15 protein-coding genes are annotated in these 17,169 nt (G+C 58.5%); all 15 read left to right on the forward strand.

Going from position 1 to position 17,169, the window contains the following annotated elements:
* Positions 1-11: 11 nt before the first annotated feature.
* The 15 genes from BMI79_RS03940 (at position 12) to tssE (ending at position 17,165) form a co-directional block, all read left to right on the forward strand.
* Complete coding sequence (locus BMI79_RS03940) at positions 12-650, forward strand: DUF3540 domain-containing protein (protein ID WP_076940633.1); 639 nt, start codon at positions 12-14, stop codon at positions 648-650.
* Between the two features lie 39 nt (positions 651-689).
* Complete coding sequence (locus BMI79_RS03945) at positions 690-1,076, forward strand: DUF4150 domain-containing protein (protein ID WP_076940635.1); 387 nt, start codon at positions 690-692, stop codon at positions 1,074-1,076.
* A 53-nt stretch (positions 1,077-1,129) separates the two neighbouring features.
* Complete coding sequence (gene tssJ / locus BMI79_RS03950) at positions 1,130-1,687, forward strand: type VI secretion system lipoprotein TssJ (protein ID WP_076940637.1); 558 nt, start codon at positions 1,130-1,132, stop codon at positions 1,685-1,687.
* A gap of 466 nt (positions 1,688-2,153) precedes the next feature.
* Complete coding sequence (tssK, locus tag BMI79_RS03955) at positions 2,154-3,491, forward strand: type VI secretion system baseplate subunit TssK (RefSeq protein WP_076940639.1); 1,338 nt, start codon at positions 2,154-2,156, stop codon at positions 3,489-3,491.
* 85 nt (positions 3,492-3,576) lie between these two features.
* Positions 3,577-4,821 carry a DotU family type VI secretion system protein gene (locus BMI79_RS03960; RefSeq protein ID WP_076940640.1) on the forward strand — a complete coding sequence of 415 codons (1,245 nt, stop codon included), beginning with the start codon at positions 3,577-3,579 and terminating at the stop codon, positions 4,819-4,821.
* A gap of 11 nt (positions 4,822-4,832) precedes the next feature.
* Entirely contained in the window at positions 4,833-8,462 is a 3,630-nt protein-coding gene (gene tssM, locus BMI79_RS03965; protein ID WP_076940642.1) for a type VI secretion system membrane subunit TssM, read from the forward strand.
* A 10-nt stretch (positions 8,463-8,472) separates the two neighbouring features.
* Positions 8,473-9,165, forward strand: a complete 693-nt coding sequence (tagF, locus tag BMI79_RS03970; protein WP_076940643.1) for a type VI secretion system-associated protein TagF — start codon at positions 8,473-8,475, stop codon at positions 9,163-9,165.
* Positions 9,162-10,196: a type VI secretion system protein TssA gene (gene tssA, locus BMI79_RS03975; protein WP_076940645.1), complete on the forward strand. Its 1,035-nt coding sequence runs from the start codon at positions 9,162-9,164 to the stop codon at positions 10,194-10,196. Before tagF ends, tssA begins: the two co-directional genes overlap by 4 nt.
* 78 nt (positions 10,197-10,274) lie before the next feature.
* Positions 10,275-10,820 carry a type VI secretion system contractile sheath small subunit gene (gene tssB, locus BMI79_RS03980; protein WP_076940647.1) on the forward strand — a complete coding sequence of 182 codons (546 nt, stop codon included), beginning with the start codon at positions 10,275-10,277 and terminating at the stop codon, positions 10,818-10,820.
* A gap of 3 nt (positions 10,821-10,823) precedes the next feature.
* Positions 10,824-12,317 carry a type VI secretion system contractile sheath large subunit gene (gene tssC / locus BMI79_RS03985; RefSeq protein ID WP_076940649.1) on the forward strand — a complete coding sequence of 498 codons (1,494 nt, stop codon included), beginning with the start codon at positions 10,824-10,826 and terminating at the stop codon, positions 12,315-12,317.
* A gap of 315 nt (positions 12,318-12,632) precedes the next feature.
* Positions 12,633-13,115, forward strand: a complete 483-nt coding sequence (locus BMI79_RS03990) for an Hcp family type VI secretion system effector (protein WP_076940651.1) — start codon at positions 12,633-12,635, stop codon at positions 13,113-13,115.
* 104 nt (positions 13,116-13,219) lie between these two features.
* Positions 13,220-14,968: a type VI secretion system-associated FHA domain protein TagH gene (tagH, locus tag BMI79_RS03995; protein ID WP_244157307.1), complete on the forward strand. Its 1,749-nt coding sequence runs from the start codon at positions 13,220-13,222 to the stop codon at positions 14,966-14,968.
* Positions 14,968-15,765: a PP2C family protein-serine/threonine phosphatase gene (locus tag BMI79_RS04000; protein WP_076940655.1), complete on the forward strand. Its 798-nt coding sequence runs from the start codon at positions 14,968-14,970 to the stop codon at positions 15,763-15,765. The genes tagH and BMI79_RS04000 overlap by 1 nt, the downstream gene beginning before the upstream one ends.
* 3 nt (positions 15,766-15,768) lie before the next feature.
* Positions 15,769-16,584 carry a type VI secretion system accessory protein TagJ gene (locus BMI79_RS04005; RefSeq protein WP_076940657.1) on the forward strand — a complete coding sequence of 272 codons (816 nt, stop codon included), beginning with the start codon at positions 15,769-15,771 and terminating at the stop codon, positions 16,582-16,584.
* A complete protein-coding gene (gene tssE / locus BMI79_RS04010) occupies positions 16,584-17,165 on the forward strand; it encodes a type VI secretion system baseplate subunit TssE (RefSeq protein ID WP_083704358.1) in 582 nt (193 codons plus the stop codon). Before BMI79_RS04005 ends, tssE begins: the two co-directional genes overlap by 1 nt.
* The last annotated feature ends 4 nt before the right edge of the window (positions 17,166-17,169 follow it).

Consider the following 17,169-nt stretch of genomic DNA (forward strand, 5'->3'; position numbering starts at 1 on the left):
AGGAGAATTTAATGAGCACCGTAACCACATCACACGCTTTGCCGGTCTATTTGCCACAGCAATTCAGTGGCCGGGTGGCGGATATTTTATCCGATGGCAGCATGATCGTCGAAAGTGAAGGGCGCGGCTGGCACTGCCGCCGGGCGGCCAGTTGCCTGCTCACGCCGGAGGCCGGTGATACGGCTTTGCTCGCCCGTTCCAGCGACGAAAAGCTCTGGCTGCTGGCGGTGCTGGAGCGTGGCAAACCGCAGCAGGCGGCGCAAATCGTCGTGGAGGGCGATCTGAATATCGCCACGCGCGGCGGTTCGCTCACCCTGAACAGCGAACGTCAACTGGCGTTGGAAAGCCACCGCTTGCAGGTGAAATCCAGCCACGGCGATTGCAGCATCGGCAACCTGGAATACCGTGGCGACGAACTCAATGCCCGCGTGACCCTCAGCCGCTGGATCGGCGAACGCTGCGAATCCGTCTGGCATACCCTGACGCAGCTCAGCGAAGTGATCTTCCGCCAGGTGAGCAAGACGGAACATGTACGTGCCGGGCAACTGGACTACCAGGCCGAAGATTACGCGCGGCTGCACGCCCGCAGCACGATGATTACCTCGGAAACCATCACCAAAATAGATTCGGAACAGATTCACGTAGGGTAAGACCATCATCACTGGCTAACAACAAGAAGGAACTGACTGATGCCTGCAAATTGCCAACTGGCTGGAACAGATTTTGCCGTCGTTGATGTTTGTATCACGCCGCCAGCTATCCCTATCCCTTACCCCAATTTTGCCCAGGGATGTACGGCGATCCCGAACGTGCTGCATATCCTGTTTATCGCCATGCCTGCGCACAACCTGCTGACGCCGATCCCCTTTACCAGCGGCGACTCACCCGGAGTGCTCGGTGGCGTGTGTTCAGGAACGGTTATGGGCCCCTCCCGGCATATCACCGGCGTGCTGACCTTCCTGGTGGCTGGGTTCCCGGCAACCCGCCTGACCAGCCTGACGCAGCAGAACCTGACCAACGTGGTTGGTCTGCGTGTGCTGCCCAGCCAGCTTACGATCTGGCTATTGGGGCTATAAAGCGGCCAGGGTTATCGGTGCAACTTGCGGCATTACGGAGAACGGGAGACGCCATGAAACAGGCAGTGTGTATTTTGGGGCAACGCGGGGGGAGATTGCTGGTGGTGATCATCATTGGCCTGCTGCTCTGCGGTTGCCTGAGCATGGGCAGCAAAAAAGCCGAACCCGTGGTGGCGTCTTATCGCATCACCTTCTCCGCGACCCGCGAAGCCAACGTTAACCAGGAGAAAAAGCCGGCACCGTTAAAAATCAGCGTGTTTTACCTGCGCTCCGATAGCGGGTTTATGAGCGCGGATTTCTTCGCCTTGCACAATAAGGCCGCCGCCGTGCTCGGCGAAAACTTAATGGGCACCGAGCAGTTCTTTTTATTGCCGGGGGGCGAGACCGTCAAAATTAGCGGAGAGAAAAAAAGTGAGCGTTATTATATTGGGGTTACCGGGGAGTTTCAGGATTTAAATAATAAAACCTGGCGGATTATTATTCCGATCCCCGATCCAGAAAAAGTGCCGTTTTATAAATTCTGGCGCGGTCAACCTCCTCCACAGGAAATTAAGGTTGTTGCCAACGGGCAAGGGCTGCGCGTGACGGAAAACAGCAATAAAGAAAAATAAGCCTAAAAACGGTAACTAACGTATTTCAAACTGAAATACGGCGTGTATTAAGTAATGCCGGTCAGTCAGGTAGAAAGTGTATACCCAAAATAATTCGAGTTGCTTGTAGGCGGCAACGGAGTGACAAATCGGTCTTTGACCGATTTGAACAGCGCTTGCGCTGGCCCGTAGGGTGAGCCTCGAAGAGGCTCATAAGCCCCAGGAGCTTACTCAGGTAAGTGACTGGGGTGAACGACAAATCTGCTTAGCAGATTTGAACGCTGCTTGCAGCGGCCCCGAAGGGGCGAGGCCCAATATGGGCCGAGTCACGCAGCCAACACCCAAGCAACTTGAAGTATGAAGGGTATATAACCCTGCGCACCCTATTGACAGTTGCGCCTCCTCTCCCTGTGGGAGAGGGGATTGGTGAGTCTTAACTGAGCGGTATAAGTGTACCAAGCGCTTTTTATTTCCAAGGACCTCGGTAATGAAACGAGTACATAAAGTCGTCTGGACGGAAGGGATGTTTTTGCGTCCGCACCATTTTCAGCAATCTGAAAACTACCTTGAACATTATATTCGTTCATGGGGTATGGCACAGCGAGAACATTATTGGGGTTTTATCTCACTGGATATTGATGAGAGCGCCCTGCGCCTGGGGAATATCGCGCTTAATTCCGCCAGCGGCATTATGCCCGACGGCAGCTTCTTCTCTTTTTACGGGGCTGAGGAGGCGCCGCTGCCGATTAAAATCGCCGAAGGAAAGAACATCGTTAACGTGATGCTGGCGCTGCCGGTGCACCGTGCCAGCAGCCGTGAGGTGGCGTTTAACGATGCGCCCGATTCACTGGCCCGCTACGTGGCTTATGAAAGCGAAGTGGAAGACATGAACACCATTTCGGTTGGCAGCGCAGAATTGCAGTTCGGCCAGTTGCGCTTGCACCTGATCCCGGAACAGGAACTGACGGCCGATTGGTGCGCCATTGGCGTGCTGCGGGTATTGGAAAAAAGCGCGGATAACAGCCTGAAAATCGACGCGACCTATATTCCGCCGATGCTGGCCTGTCAGGAAAACCCGCTGTTAAACACCTTTATCAGCGACGTTCTTGGCCTGCTGCAGCAGCGCAGCCAGCAGTTGGGGCAGCGTCTTGGCCAAAGCGGGCGGGGCGGCATATCGGAAACCTCGGATTTCATGATGCTGCAGTTGATCAACCGCTACGTGGGGATCACCCACCATGCCCGGCACTGCCATCAGTACCATCCGGAACGGCTGTTCAGCGAATGGCTGGCGCTGGCCTGTGAATTGATGACCTTCTCCCCGGCGCGTGTCGCAGGTGAAGCGCTGCCGGTTTACGACCACGACGCGCTGGCGTTCAGCTTTAACGCCCTGATGAACTGGCTGCGGCAAGGCCTGTCCATCGTCTTTGAAGAGAACGCCATTCAGTTGCCGCTGATCGAGCGTTCACACGGCCTGAACATCGCCACCCTCCCTTACGCCAACATGACCAACGAATTTGGCTTCGTGATTGCCGTCAATGCCGACGTGCCGATGGAGGCCATCCGCACCCGCTTCCCGGCTCAGCTAAAAGTGGCACCGGTCAACAACATCCGCGATCTGGTGCAGTTGCAACTGCCGGGCATTGGCTTACGCAGCATGCCTGCGGCTCCGCGCCAACTGCCTTATCACGCGGGATATACCTACTTTGAGCTGGAAAACAGCGGTGAGCTCTGGAAGCAGATGAGTAAGTCCAGTGCTTTTGCGCTGCATCTCGCCGGGGAGTTCCCTGGCCTGAATATGGAGTTTTGGGCGATTCGGAATCCGTAAGCTGTCGGCATATCCCCCGGGTTTCACGCTGCTGCCAACAGGGTGAAAGGCGGTGGCGATAAGGATCAGGAAACAGGAATATTCTATGCAAAATACTCACGCTAAAGCGGCTGGCGACGATCTTGCCGCGCCACTGGCGCATGTGAAAGCCTCAAACAATCTGTTGGTGACGCTGGCAAATCCGCTGCTTAACCGGATCCCGTATATCCGGAATATGGCCAGCAGCCCCGATCCGCTGAAGCTACGCCAGACCTTGATCGACGATATCCGCCGGTTTGAAGTCCAGGGCCAGCAGGCAGGGCTGCCGTATGACGTGCTGATTGGTGCTCGCTACTGCCTGTGCACCGCCCTGGACGAAGCCGCGATGTTCACCCCTTGGGGGAAAAACACCGTTTGGTCCACCAGCGGGCTGCTGGTCACTTTTCATAATGAAACCTGGGGTGGGGAGAAATTTTTCCAACTGCTGGCCCGGCTCTCTAAGCAGCCGCAGAAAAATATCCTGCTACTGGAGCTGATCAACTACTGCCTGCTGCTGGGCTTTGAAGGCCGCTACCACATTATTGAGAACGGCTACTCGCAGTTGGAAACGCTGAGGCAGCGTCTGGCGCAGATTATCCACGCGGTGCGCGGCGAGTATCCGGTGCCGCTGTCCCAGCATCCAACCGATCTGCCGGTGGGCAAAAAAACCTGGCGGCCGATGCTGCCGGTGTGGGCCTGCGCGGCATTTCTGGGGTTGATGTCCTGCCTGTGGTTTATCTCGCTGGACTGGCGGCTTGGTGAAGCCACTACGCCGGTGGTGGCCTCTATCTATCAGCTTGAACTGCCGCAGGTGCTCTCGGCGGAGATACCGGCGGCGCCGACGCCAACTATTGCCAGCCTCAGGGGCTTCCTGCAGCAGGAGATCAAAGAAGGCCTGCTGAGCGTACATGATGAAGATCAGAAGAGCATCGTGGTACTGCGCGGCGATGGCCTGTTTGACTCGGCCTCAACCACCGTGCGCGCGCCTTACCGGCCGATCCTCAGCCGGGTGGCAGAGGCCCTTAACCAGATCGACGGGAAAATCATGGTCACGGGATACACCGACAGCGATGTGATCCGTAAGGCACGTTTTGCTTCCAATTACGATCTCTCGCTGGCGCGTGCAGATTCCGTTAGTGCGTTGCTGAAGAAGTCGCTGACGCAGCCAGAGCGGCTGATGATTGAAGGGAAGGGCGAGCAGGATCCGGTGGTGCCTAACGACAGCAAAGCCAATAAGGCACTGAACCGCCGGGTTGAGATCACGCTGCAACTGGCGCCGGGCGCCGTCCAAAACACGACGATGTCGCTCTAGGTGGGGGTCTGATGTTGAATTCAATCATTGCCATTATTACCAGTCGTTTCCTGTGGGGCATGGTGGGCGTCGGCTCCATTTCGATGATCATCTGGTTCATCGGCCCTTACGTTGCCGTGGGCGACTATCGGCCACTGGAGTCGGCGGTCAACCGGCAGATCGCCATTGCCCTCATTTGCGGGATCTGGCTGCTGTTCCGGCTGATCGCCGCCGCCTGGCGCGCAAGGCGTAACCGCAAGATGCTGGCGCAGATGGCGGAAACCCCGGCGGAAAACGCGCACAAAGACGCGGAGCGCGACGATCCGAAACTGGTCGAACGCTTCGAAGAGGCCACGCGGCTGCTGAAAAAGGCGCGCTTTAACGGCCAGCAATCGCGCTTTCTACCCGGCTGGCTGAGCCGTTTCGGGCGGCAGTATCTCTATCAGTTGCCGTGGTATGTGCTGATCGGCGCGCCCGGTGCCGGGAAAACCACCGCGCTGGTCAACTCCGGCATTAACTTCCCGCTGGCGGATCGTTTCGGGAAAACGGCACTGCGCGGCATCGGCGGCACCCGCCACTGTGACTGGTGGTTTACCGAAAATGCGGTGCTGCTGGACACCGCCGGGCGTTATACCACCCAGGAAAGCGACCCGACGCACGACGCGCAGGAGTGGGGCAGCTTCCTCGGCCTGCTGAAGAAATACCGCCCACGGCAGCCGATCAACGGTGTGATCGTCACCGTCAGCCTGAGCGACTTGATGAATGGCACCCCAGAAGAGCGCCAGGAACAGGCGCAGGCGCAGCATAAACGCCTGGTGGAACTGCGCGAGTCGCTAAAAATCGACTTCCCGGTCTACATCATGGTCAGCAAGGTCGACCTGCTGCGGGGGTTCCTCGCCTACTTCGGCCAGTATGACAAAGAGCAGCGCAGCCAGATCTGGGGCTTTACCTTCGCCCGCAGCGACGCGCAGCAGGCCGGTTTCGATCTGATGGCGGCGTTTGAGCACCATTTTACCCTGCTGCTGCAGCGCCTGAACCTCGGGCTGGCTGACACCATGCTGGCGGAGCAGGATCAGCCGACGCGTGCAGAAAGCTATCTGTTCCCGCAGGCCTTCGCCCGGCTGCGCCAGGTGCTGGGGGATTACCTCAACACCCTGTTTGCCACCTCCAGCTTTGAAGCCGCTTTCACGCCGCGCGGCGTCTATTTCACCAGCGGCACGCAAGACCGGATGCCGTTCGACAAGATGATGTCGGAAATGAATGGTTCGCTGCATCTGAATCTGGCCCCGCGCTCTGCCGAGGAAAGCGGCCAGGCTGGCGAGGCGGAAGAAGAGAAGCAGACCCAGGGCAAAAGCTACTTCCTGAAAAAATTCCTCGAAGAGGTGGTGTTCCGCGAGTCGGAGCTGGCCAGTAACAACCGCTGGTGGATCTACCGCAATACCACGCTGCACTGGGCGGGCTATCTGCTGCTGGGGGCGATCTTTATGACCGCCGGGCTGTTCTGGTATTCCAGCTATACCAACAACCACAACTACCTGAAGGAAGTGACCGCTCACGTCCCGCTGCTGGAACGGCAGGGCAGTGAAATGGAGCTGTATAACTATCAGGATATTTTCACCCTGCTGCCCTATCTCAACGCGCTGAAGCAGCTAGGCAGCAGCGCGAGCTTTTCGCTGGACGAGCCACCGCTCAGCTACCGCCTGGGGCTGTATCGCGGTGCTCAGGTAGAAACCGCCAGCCAGGCGCTGTATCAGAAGGCGTTGAAAAACATGCTGTTGCCTTACGTCGCCTGGCAGGTGACCGCCATTTTGCGCAACGATATGGGGGCCGATGCCGATTTCAGTTTCGAAGCGCTGAAAGCCTACCGCATGCTGTATGAGCCGGAACATTACGATGGCAAATTCCTGCGCGCCTGGATCATGTTCAATCTGCACCGGGTCTCCGGGCCGGGCACCAGCAAAGCGGCGTGGGACGTGCTCGACGGGCACCTGAAGCAACTGCTGGATGAACGCATTCAATCCTCGCCGTATGTGCGCGACAGCCAGTTGGAACAGGCGGCGCAGCAGCGGCTGAGTCAGGCACCGTTATCGGTGCGCATCTACGGGCGGTTAAAGCGCATTCTGCTGAAAGAGCCTTCGCTGAAAACCGTCTCGCTGACCGATCTGGCTGGCGCACAGGCAGAACTGGCCTTCCGGCGTAAAAGCGGCAAGCCTGCCGCCGACGGTATACCGGGGTTGTACACCCCCAAGGGCTACTGGCTGGCGTTTAACAAGCGCATCGACAACGTGGCGCAAACGCTGCTGACCGAAGACGGCTGGGTGATGAACGTCAACGACAGCGCGTTGGCCAAAGAGAGCCGTGCCGATCTGCTGAAAACCGTGCGCCTGCTGTATATGCAGGATTTCATCAGCGCCTGGGATGCGCTGCTGGGCGATATCGAACTGAAGAACATCGCTAACCTGAGCCAGCGCATCAACACCGCGCGCCTGCTCTCCGCCGGGGATTCGCCGTTACGCAACTTTCTGATCAACGTGGTGAAAAACATCAAGCTCACCGACGAGCAGGAACAGAAAGATAACGGCCTGAAGCTGAGCAATGGCGAGAAAAGCAGCGCGGGCCCCGGCCATTTTCTCGATACGCTGTTTTACAGCACGCCGTCTGAAGATGTGGGGGATATCTCCTCTCTGCCGGAGCAGGTGGTGATCAAGCATTTTGCGCCGATCATCGAGCTGGCGCAGAGCAGCGACGAGGCGGCGAAAAGCATCCCGTTTGATACGGTGCTGAAACAGGCCGATGGCCTCTACAACTACCTGATCGCGGTGCAAAGCGCGGCCAACAGCGGCATGGCACCGCCGCCGGGGGACGTCATTCTGGCGTTGCAGGCCGAATCGGGCCGTTTGCCGCAGCCGTTTAAAGACATGATGCTGTCACTGGCGGTCGGGGCCAGCAGCGACTCGCAGATGAAAGAGCTGGAAGGGCTGCAAAAGCGCGTCGGGTTTGAGGTCGGCAGCTTTTGCAACCAGGCCATCAGCGGGCGTTATCCGCTGGTGCGCAATGCTGAGCGGGAGATCGCCAGTAATGACTTCTCGCGCATGTTTGCCCCGAACAGCGGCATCATGGACAGCTTCTTCCGCCAGAACCTCGAAGGCAAAGTGGACACCTCACGCGGCGGATGGCGCTTTAATCCGGGTGTCGACGGTAAAACGCTGTCCGGCGGCGGCAACATGCTGCGCTCCTTCCAGCAGGCGCGCGACATCCGCGACACCTGGTTCAGCGGGCAGAATCAGAAACCCTCTTACCACCTGACGATCAAGCCCGTCACCATGGATGCCGACATTCTCAGCATGACGCTGGATATCGACGGGCAAGTGTTCCATTACAGCCATGGCCCGCTGGTGCCGCTGGTGGTGAGTTGGCCCGGCACCGGCAACACCAATCAGGTCAGCCTGCAGCTGGCGCTGGTCAACGGGCAGATGGCCACCCTGGCGACCAACGGTGATTGGGCGCTGAACCGGCTGATCGACAAGGCCGCGCTGAAACCCAACTCAGCCTCGCTGACCCAGACAGCGACCTTTAACCTGGAAGGGCACCGGGTGGTGCTGGAGCTGACGCCCGACAGCATACGTAACCCTTTCCAATCCACTGCCTTCAATTGTCCTTAGGAGGCGAATCATGACGCAACAGGCCACTTATGCACCCCAGGACAATGGCATCGGCTGGTACGGCAAGATCCCCAGCTGTGGCGACTTTGTGCAACGCCGCCTGCCCGCCACGCTGGTTAATCAGTGGGCGCACTGGTTCCAGTCAGGGCTGGCGGCCCGGCAGCTTTCTGCCCCGCGCGATGGCCGTTACTCGCTGCTCGGCGCGCCGATGTGGAGCTTTGTTCTGCCCGCTACGCTGGGCACGCCGTTCGCGCAGTTGGGGTATCTGCTGCCGTCGCAGGATCGCGTCGGGCGCCATTACCCGCTGTTCGCCATGTGGCTGGTGCCCCCAGAGCGCTGGGGCAACGAACATCTGCTGCTGGCGGCGGAGCGCTATTACAGCATCGGGCAAATCCTGCAGCGCGGCGTTCATCAGTGCCATTCGGTTGAGCGTATCGATCGCGCTCTGCGGGCGTTACCGCCGCTGCCAACGGAGCTGGCACCGCACGGTGACGCCGCCGTGCAACCGGGCTGGCCGATGGCGGTTTCAGACTTTGATCCGCGCCAGTACGGCAGCTTCTGGTGGAGCACGTCGGGTACCTACATTCACAGCGGCAATCTCACGGTGCAGCTTTTCCATCACCTTTTTGAGCCCGCAGGCGACGTGAAACATGCGCGCCAAGGGCCTTACGGACCCATGTTTGACCAGGGAGAGAAGTCATGACGATTGAACGCCTGTTAACGCCGGTTGCGCCGGAAGACAGTTGCGGTGAGAACCTGGAGTATGACGCCGATTTTATGCGCATGGCACAGACCGCAGCAGGCAAGCCGGAACAGCAGTTTGGCGACACCATCATTCCGGCGGAAGCCCCCGACTGGGGCGCGGTGGAACGCCTGGCCACCGGCCTGTTACGTCGCACCAAAGATCTGCGGGTGATGTTTTTCCTCTCGCTGGCCTGGACGCAGCTGCGCGGGTTGCAGGGCTATGCGGACGGTTTGCAGCTGATCTACCTGGCGATCGAACGTTACTGGCACCAGCTTCATCCGCTGCTGGAGAGCGACGGCGTGCGCGATCCGATGTTTCGCATCAATGCGCTGGCGGAACTGGGGGATAACACCCAACTGACCCATGCGGCACGGGCCGCCACCCTGATGAAAAACGGCGGCAGCGAGCTTGCGGTGCGCGACGCAGTGGCGCTGCTGGACGGCAGCAAGCAGGAACTTGCCAACTTCCCCAATGGGTTGAGTTACCTGCGCAGTGAGCTTGGCAACCCGCAGCAGGCCAACGTTCAGGTGGTGCAGGCGATCACCCGCACGCTGCCCAAATTGCGCCATGCCATTCAGCTCCACCTTGGCGAAAGCGCGCTGCCGGAGATGACGCTGCTGCAGAAAACCTTCGACAGCATCGCCCAGGCCATTCAGCAGCCTGAAGGCCAAGGCAGCCGCGAAGCCGATCCTGAGCGGATCCTGACACCCGAGGCGTTAAGCCTGCCTGGCGATCCGTTGCCGCTGCCGTTGGGGGAGTTGGGGTACGGGCAGGTGCAATCCCGTGCCGATGCCCTGCATCTGCTGGAGAAGGTGAAAGGTTACTTCGAACTCTATGAGCCCAGTCATCCGGCACCGCTGATGATCGAGCGCTTACAGAAGCTGATCAATCTGAATTTTTTGCAAATCGTCAGCGATCTGGCCCCGGACGGCTTACGCCAGCTGGAGGTCATTCTCGGCACCGGAGAGAAACAGAATGGCGAGAAGTAGTCAGGCAAGGTGGTGAGCGCACAATGCGGCGTGGATGTTATCAAAAACCTCTAATAACAGTGACTTATGGAGAAAATAATGGCAAATGTCAAAACGCGCAGCGGGCAGAAATTTATCGCCCGCAACCGGGCGCCCCGCGTACAGATCGAGTACGACGTTGAGATCTACGGTTCGGAACGAAAAATCCAGTTGCCTTTCGTGATGGGGGTGATGGCCGATCTGGTGGGAACGCCTCTTGAGCCACAGCCAAACCTGGAAGAGCGCAAGTTTCTCGAGATCGACATCGATAATTTCGACGATCGCATGAAATCACTCAAGCCCAGAGTCGCGTTCCAGGTGGAAAACACCCTGAATGGCGATGGTCACTTCAACGTCGAGCTGACCTTTGAAAATATGAACGACTTCTCCCCGGCCGAGATCGCCCGCAAGGTCGAGCCGCTGAGCCGCCTGCTGGAGGCACGCACCCAACTGTCGAACCTGCTCTCCTATATGGACGGCAAAAACGGGGCCGAAGAGCTGATTACCAGCGTGCTGAGCAACCCGGCGTTATTGCAGTCGCTGACCCGTGCCCCCAAGCCGGAAAGCGATAACCCTGCCAACCTGGCCCCGCTGGCGGAGGAGTAAATCATGAGCCAACAACTTGAGCAATACGCCGCACCCGTGGCCAAAGCCTATACCAGCGACGAGTTCAACTCATTGCTGCAGAAAGAGTTTCGCCCCAGAACCGATCAGGCGAAAGAGGCGGTAGAAAATGCGGTGAAAACGCTGGCGCAGCAGGCGTTGGAAAATACCGTCACCGTCTCTGCCGACGCCTATCGCACCATTCAGGCGCTGATCGCGGAGATCGACAGTAAGCTGTCGCGGCAGATCAACAAAATCATCCACCACGAAAAATTCCAGAAGCTGGAAGGGGCCTGGCAAGGGCTGCACTATCTGGTCAACAACACCGAAACCGACGAGATGCTGAAAATCCGCTTTATGAGCATCTCTAAACGTGAGCTGGGCCGGGCGCTGAAGCGCTATAAGGGCGTGGGCTGGGATCAGAGCCCGCTGTTTAAGAGCGTCTATGAGCAGGAGTATGGTCAATTCGGCGGCGAGCCGTTTGGCTGCCTGGTGGGGGATTACTATTTCGATCACAGCCCACCGGACGTGGAGCTGCTCGGTGAAATGGCCAAGATCAGCGCGGCCTCGCACTGCCCGTTTATCGCCGGGGCATCCCCCAGCGTGATGCAGATGGAGTCCTGGCAGGAACTGGGCAACCCGCGCGATCTGACCAAGATCTTCCAGAACACCGAATATGCCCCGTGGCGCAGCCTGCGCGAGTCGGAGGATGCACGCTATATCGGCCTGACCATGCCGCGTTTTCTCGCACGCTTGCCTTACGGCATCAAGACCAACCCGGTCGACGAGTTTGATTTTGAAGAGGAGACCGACAGCGCCAACCACGAAAACTACACCTGGACCAACGCGGCTTACGCGATGGCCACCAACATCAACCACTCTTTTAAAGAGTACGGCTGGTGTACCGCCATTCGCGGCGTCGAGTCCGGTGGAGCGGTGGCTGATTTGCCGTGTCACACCTTCCCCAGCGATGACGGCGGCGTGGACATGAAGTGCCCGACCGAAATCGCCATCAGCGATCGGCGCGAAGCCGAACTGGCGAAAAACGGCTTTATGCCGCTGATCCACCGTAAAAACTCCGACTTCGCGGCGTTTATCGGCGCCCAGTCGCTGCAGAAACCGGCGGAGTATTACGATCCCGATGCCACGGCCAACGCCCAGCTGGCGGCACGCTTGCCTTACCTGTTCGCCTGCTGCCGCTTTGCGCATTACCTGAAGTGCATCGTGCGCGACAAGATCGGCTCATTCCGTGAGCGCAGCGATATGGAGGTGTGGCTGAACAACTGGATCATGAATTACGTCGACGGCGATCCGGCCAACTCATCGCAGGAAACCAAAGCCAGAAAACCGCTGGCGGCGGCAGAAGTTCAGGTGCAGGAAATTGAAGACGCCCCAGGCTATTACTCGGCGAAGTTCTTCCTGCGGCCACATTATCAGCTGGAAGGATTGACCGTTTCGTTACGCCTGGTTTCGAAGCTGCCTTCATTAAAACAAAGTTAATTAAACAAGAACAAATCCTGATATTTCGCCTGCGGGTCACAGATACCCGCAAGCTGAAATACAGGACACAAAGAACAGCATAGGAATAACAACTTTCGTTTTCTGAAGGGTTGGGATTTCTCATGCCGTGAACCGCCGTTGCTTTATAAAAACGGAATTTACTTAACTCTTTACACAAAATAATTCGAGTTGCAGGAAGGCGGCGACGCAACGAATCCCCAGGAGCTTACTCAAGTAAGTGACTGGGGTGAGTGAGGAAAGCCAACGTGCATGCAACTTGAAGTATGAAGTGTATAAACCCAAGAGGCTTTAGTTATGGCAATTGATATGTTCATGAAGGTTGATGGCGCGAATGGTGAATCCAAGGACGCGAATCACAAAGGTTGGACCGATATTATTTCCTTTTCCTGGGGCGCATCCCAGCCTGGAAATATGGGCGTTGGCGGTGGCGGTGGTACCGGGAAAGTCTGTTTTAACGATTTGCACATCAAAGCATTGATCGATAAATCCACTCCGGCGCTGCTGAAGCACTGTGCCAGCGGCAAACACTTGAGCAAAGTCGAATTATCCGTCTGTAAAGCCGGCGGCGGGCAGATGGAATATACCCGAGTGACGCTGGATGATGTGTTGGTCACCAATATTCAATACACCGGTGCCGATGACGAAGACACCGTAGGCATTCTTTATTCCTTCCAGGCTGCCAAAGTTCAGCAGCAATACTGGGAGCAAACCGAGCAAGGAGGCAAAGGCGCAGAAAGCAGTGCCGGCTGGGATATTAAGCAGAACTGCGAAGCGTAATTGATAGGGACGATTTCCTGGGTTTCCTGGGAAATCGTCCACTAAAAAATAAAGCGGCGACTCTGGCAAGACAATATAAAAGGGAAAGGGCTATGCGGCTAACGATGATCAGGAACAGGGACAATGAGCGGTTACCCCAGAATTACTGTGACTTCACGGCACCAGGGGGAACCATTGGGCGCGATACCAACAATACGCTGATCCTGCCTGACCAAAGCCGGGCGATTTCCCGTTTGCAGGCCGTTGTGCACATTTCTCCCACCGGGGAAGCCCAGATTACACAGCGCGGCAGCACCACGGCGCTGCTGCTGAACGGCGGCGAACTGCCGCACAACGTGCAACACCCGCTGGCGGAAGGCGACATTCTCGACATCGCGGGTTACCAGTTCAGCGTCAGCCTGAACGATCCTCCCCTCTCGCTGGCTCCGCTGCTGCTGTCGCAGGGGGCCGCGTCATCGGTGAACAGCATCGACGAAGCGGTCTGGGACAACCTGGAGGCGGAGTTTCTGTTGCATCAGCCACAGCATAAAAGGCCGTTACCCCACGAGCAGAACCACCCGCTGTTTGCCAACGAACCGGACAACCGTGCCAGGCAAGATCCGTTGGCGATGGCGCAGGAAACCGATCTGGCTTCGTTGCATGACCAACCGATCGATCCAGACCACCTGTTTGCGCAGGACGATCCCTTCTCTCTGCCGCCGATCATGAAAGACACCACGCCCAGCGTGTTGTCGGTGAACCGTAAATGGTCCGCAGAGGATCTGGCCACCCCTGAGCCTGTGCAACCCCCGGTGGCGGAGCCTGCGCCGCCGCTCTTGAATCTGCCCGATGAACTGGCGGCAGAGTGGGCACTGAATGCCGACAGCGGCAGCGAAGACGACGTTCTGCTCGGCCTGTTTGCCGATAACGCAGTGCCGCTCGCCTCAACCCTGAACGACGAGGCCGCCTTTGACCCGGCGCTGGCGATCTGGCCCGCAGCGCCTGACGCGGTTGCGTCAGCGGCGACCGAAACCAAACAGGCAGCGCCCGTTCAGCATGACGATCTCACCTGGGCGGAGCAGGCCCGCGCTGCCGATGGCGTTTCCCTGAATGATTTCGCTCCCCAGGAACATGAAGCACCGCATCGGCAGGCAGGAGCTCCGCTCGATGCCATGCCGCCCCCGCTGACCAGGCTCGGGGTCGATCCGGTCAGGCATCAGCCGTTCAAACCGGCCAAATCGGCTTCGCAGGAGCAACTGCACGGTGAGCTGTTCAGCGCGTTTGTCGCCGGGCTGGGGTTGGATGATGCGGTGCTGCAACCGGATTTTTCGCCAGAACAGCTCTACCTGGCGGGCAAGCTGCTGAGCCTGTTTTCACAGGGCACCGTCGCGCTGCTGTCGTCGCGCAACATACTTAAGCGCGGCCTGAAAGCCGAGATGACTATGATCCTGGAAGAGGAGAACAACCCGTTCAAGATGCTGCCTTCGGGCAAAACCGTGCTGTTACAGATGTTCAGCACCCCGATGCCGGGCTTTATTCCGCCGGAAAACGCCGTGCGCGATGCGATGATCGATCTACAGGCCCACCAGTTGGGCATGATTGCCGGGGTGCGCGCCATCATTGCCGCCATGCTGCAAACCTTCCACCCCGATAACCTGGAGAAAATGGCGGCGGAGCAGGGCACGCTGCCAGGCAAGGGAGTGTTTTCCGGCAACCGCAAGGCGGCGCTGTGGGACACGCTGAAGGCCCATTACCAGCGGGTAGCCAATGAGGTGGAGGATGATTTTCACACCCTGTTCGGCGAGGCTTTTCTCCACGCTTACGATCTGGAGATCCGCCAATACAAGGCGTCTCAGAATCAGAAGGTGCCGTGATGAAAATAGAAGCCGTCTGGTGCTCGAACCAGGGTAACCGCGCGCAGAATCAGGATAAAACCGGTGAATACCTGGGGGAACAGGCGGCCTGCTTCGTGCTGTGTGACGGGGTGGCCGGTGATGCGGGCGGGGAACAGGCCGCCGCGCTGGCCTGCCAGTTTCTGCTGGAGCACGCCGGGCAGGGCAACCCTTGCCAACCCGAGGCGGTGCCCGGGCTGATCGCCCAACTGCAGCAGATGATCCAGCAGGCGCAACAGCAGGATCAGGCTTACCACCGCATGCGCACCACCCTGGTGGCGCTGTTTATCAATCGCTCCACCCTGCAGGCCCATTGGGTGCATGCCGGCGACAGCCGGCTTTATCTGTTCCGCAACGGCTATCTGTGCCAGTCCACCACGGATCATAGCCTGGTGCAAAAAATGAAAGATGCCGGGTTTCACACCGGCGGGCTGCCCGACAACCTGCTGTATGCCGCTCTCGGCACCGGCAACCCTCAGGATGCCACCTATAGCCCGACGCTCGCGCTGGCGGATGGCGACGTGTTTTTGCTGTGCAGCGACGGTTTCTGGAAGCGCTATAACCTGGCGCAACTGGAGTATACGCTGCGCCTGGCCCACACCCCCAGCGAGTGGCTGACGCTGATCGAACACCAGTCACCGCCGCTTTCACAGCAGGATAACTACAGCGCCATCGCCGTATGGATCGGTGCCCCGCAGGAATCCACGCTGTTGCAGATACTCCCCCTGGAAGAAAAGGTCGCCTTCCAGACGCCAAATTGCCAAAGAAGCAGGAGATAAACCGTGAAATCATTGCTCTCTGTTCTGAAAGGTCAGCCGTTAACCAGCGCGCTGGAGCGTTGCGAGTCGGCGGTCAAAGCCGCCCCGGCGGACGCAGACAAACGCGCCGAATGGGTCCAGCTACTGCTGTTGTACGGTGATTGGCAACGCGCCAGCAGCCAATTACCTGCCTGGCAGGCGCTGACGCCGCAGGCTGCGCCCACCACGCAGCAACTGGCGGACTGCGTAGCGGCAGAAATGCAGCGCGAGCAGGTGTTCAGCGGTGAGATCGCCCCGCCGTTCTTCACGCCGCCGCAGGAGTGGCCATTGCTGTTGGCGGAAGCATTGCGCGCTGCGCCAGCGCAGGCTTGCCAGCTGCGCGATCGCGCTTTCGAACTGGCTGATGAGAACGCCGGGCAGCTCACGCTCAGCAGCGATGAGGGATCTGCACCCGCCCCCCCTTTCGCCTGGCTGGCCGACGCCGACAGCCGCCTGGGGCCAATCTGCGAACTGTTTCTGGATAACCGTTACTACTGGGTGCCGTTTCAGGAGCTGGAGTCGATCAGGTTCCAGCCGCCGCAAAACGTGGTGCACTTGTTCTGGGCACCGGCAATGGTGAAGTGGCGCTCCGGCAAGCAGCAGGTGTGCCAGATCCCGGCGCGTTATCCGCTCACCGCGGCCAGCGAAGATGCCCACCGTTTGGGGCGTAAAACCGACTGGCTGACCCTGAGCGATAACGGCCACTATGCCGGTCAAGGGCAAAAGACCTGGATCACCGACGACGAGGAATACGCGTTGCTGACGCTGCAGCAGATTCAGTTCACCACGGATGAAGCCTGATGACAGATACCACCAACCAGCGCAGCGGGGCCCCGGTGGGATCGCCCGCCGTCGCCGCACGGGTTAACCGCAGGAACAGCGATGGGGTCTCTTCCCGCGATCGCATGCTGCCCGCGCTGTTCGATCGGCTGACGGACTTTGAACCGCAGAATAAGCGGGAAGCGGACAGCAACAAGACCATTGCGCACAGCACGCTGCGCAACATGATCCTGCGCGATTTGCAGTGGTTGTTTAACTGCAACAACAACGAACCGATGATCGATCTGCAGGCCTTTCCCGAAGTCCGGCGCTCTACCCTCAACTACGGCATTACGCCGCTGGCGGGGAAAAGGATGTCGGAAATCGAGTGGCCGGATATCCAGAAAAACCTCACTCAGGCCATCCTCAATTTTGAACCGCGCATTATTCCGCAGCAGCTGAAGCTGCTGTGTATCTCCGGCAGGGACGATCTGGATACGCACAACGTCCTGTCGATCGAGATCCGCGGGTTGCTGTGGTGCAGCCCCCATCCGCTGGAGTTCTGTTTCCGTTCCGACGTCGATTTGGAAAACGGTTATTTCAATCTCAAAGACATAGGGTGAGGAC

The sequence above is a fragment of the Serratia oryzae genome, assembly GCF_001976145.1.
GTDB lineage: Bacteria > Pseudomonadota > Gammaproteobacteria > Enterobacterales > Enterobacteriaceae > Chania > Chania oryzae.

Coding starts and splice junctions, on each gene's coding strand:
- BMI79_RS03940 (WP_076940633.1), top strand. CDS start 12: ATGAGCACCGTAACCACATCACACGCTTTGCCGGTCTATTTGCCACAG.
- BMI79_RS03945 (WP_076940635.1), top strand. CDS start 690: ATGCCTGCAAATTGCCAACTGGCTGGAACAGATTTTGCCGTCGTTGAT.
- tssJ (WP_076940637.1), top strand. CDS start 1,130: ATGAAACAGGCAGTGTGTATTTTGGGGCAACGCGGGGGGAGATTGCTG.
- tssK (WP_076940639.1), top strand. CDS start 2,154: ATGAAACGAGTACATAAAGTCGTCTGGACGGAAGGGATGTTTTTGCGT.
- BMI79_RS03960 (WP_076940640.1), top strand. CDS start 3,577: ATGCAAAATACTCACGCTAAAGCGGCTGGCGACGATCTTGCCGCGCCA.
- tssM (WP_076940642.1), top strand. CDS start 4,833: ATGTTGAATTCAATCATTGCCATTATTACCAGTCGTTTCCTGTGGGGC.
- tagF (WP_076940643.1), top strand. CDS start 8,473: ATGACGCAACAGGCCACTTATGCACCCCAGGACAATGGCATCGGCTGG.
- tssA (WP_076940645.1), top strand. CDS start 9,162: ATGACGATTGAACGCCTGTTAACGCCGGTTGCGCCGGAAGACAGTTGC.
- tssB (WP_076940647.1), top strand. CDS start 10,275: ATGGCAAATGTCAAAACGCGCAGCGGGCAGAAATTTATCGCCCGCAAC.
- tssC (WP_076940649.1), top strand. CDS start 10,824: ATGAGCCAACAACTTGAGCAATACGCCGCACCCGTGGCCAAAGCCTAT.
- BMI79_RS03990 (WP_076940651.1), top strand. CDS start 12,633: ATGGCAATTGATATGTTCATGAAGGTTGATGGCGCGAATGGTGAATCC.
- tagH (WP_244157307.1), top strand. CDS start 13,220: ATGATCAGGAACAGGGACAATGAGCGGTTACCCCAGAATTACTGTGAC.
- BMI79_RS04000 (WP_076940655.1), top strand. CDS start 14,968: ATGAAAATAGAAGCCGTCTGGTGCTCGAACCAGGGTAACCGCGCGCAG.
- tssE (WP_083704358.1), top strand. CDS start 16,584: ATGACAGATACCACCAACCAGCGCAGCGGGGCCCCGGTGGGATCGCCC.